Genomic DNA, 1165 nt, shown 5'->3' on the forward strand with positions numbered 1-1165 from the left:
TTGGCGATCTGGCTGCGGCGGGCCTTGCTCTCCTGCTGGGCGCGCTCCAGGGCCTCGGTCTCGGTGGCGCGCAGCAGGTGCTCGATGACCCGCTCCAGGTGGTCGCGCATGGCCTGGCGGGCGGCGGCGGGGTCATGCGCCTTCAGCGCGTCCAGAACGCGGCGGTGCTCCACGATGCGCGGCTCCAGTCCGGTGCCGCGGGCGCGGGTCAGGATGTTGCGGGCCAGCGGGCTGCGGTTGCGCAGCTCCCACATGTTCTCGATCGTGGCGATGATCGCGCCGTTCCCGGTCGCGCGGGCGATCACCATGTGGAACTCCTTGTCGGCGTCCTCGCCCTTCAGCTCGTCCTCGTCGGCCATCAGGGTGAGCAGGCGCTCCAGTTCGGCGATCGACTCGTCGTCGATGGTGGCGGCGGCCAAGGCCGCGGCCTCGCCTTCGAACAGGCGCCGCGCCTCGATCAGCTCGAAGGCCCCGATCTCGACGTCATAGGCGGCGGACGCGAGCGGCGGCTGGGCGCGCGTGACGTAGATGCCCATGCCGTGGCGGGCCTCGATCATGCCCTGCATCTCCAGCGCGATCAGCGCTTCGCGCAGGGTGGGTCGGCTGACGCCGAACTGCTCGGCCAGCTCCCGCTCGGTGGGGAGCCGCTCGCCGACCTTGTACTTGCCCGCCTCGATCTCGCCGGCGATCTGGTCGGCGAGCCGTCGGTATAGCTTGCCGCTGGCGGCCATGGGCTCCGTGACTTCCGCTGGTCGGCGCGCCGGGGGGCGCTTGGGAGTCGCCACCATAGCCGAGGATCACCAGTCGTGCATGGAGCCGTCCTCCCGCCGCGCGACCGGCAGGTAGGCCCGGCGGTAGGGGAACTTCGCGGCGGCCGCCTCGTCGATGTCGACGCCCAGGCCGGGCGCTTCGCCGGGGTGCAGGTCGCCGGCCGCGAAGCTGTAGGCGTGGGGGAAGACCGCGTCGGTCTCGGCGGTGTGGCGCATGTACTCCTGCACCCCGAAATTGGGGATCGACAGGTCGAAGTGCAGGGCCGCCGCCATGCTCACGGGTGACAGGTCGGTGGCGCCGTGGCAGCCGGTGCGCACGCCGTAGAGGTCGGCCAGGCCCGCGATCCGGCGCAGGTGGGTGATGCCGCCGGCGTGCACCACGGTGGCGCGGATGT

Annotated in this window: 2 protein-coding genes; both read right to left on the minus strand. The window is 72.0% G+C overall.

Annotation, left to right across the window (positions count from 1 at the left end; genetic code table 11):
* Positions 1–731, minus strand: a 731-nt coding sequence (locus V7Z97_RS20495) for a FadR/GntR family transcriptional regulator (RefSeq protein ID WP_334165485.1), incomplete at its 3' end; no start/stop codon positions are given.
* Positions 732–797: 66 nt separating this feature from the next.
* A partial coding sequence (locus V7Z97_RS20500) for an enolase C-terminal domain-like protein (RefSeq protein WP_334165486.1) occupies positions 798–1165 on the minus strand: 368 nt, incomplete at its 5' end.

Source organism: Phenylobacterium sp. (assembly GCF_036821595.1).
Classification (GTDB): Bacteria; Pseudomonadota; Alphaproteobacteria; order Caulobacterales; family Caulobacteraceae; genus Phenylobacterium.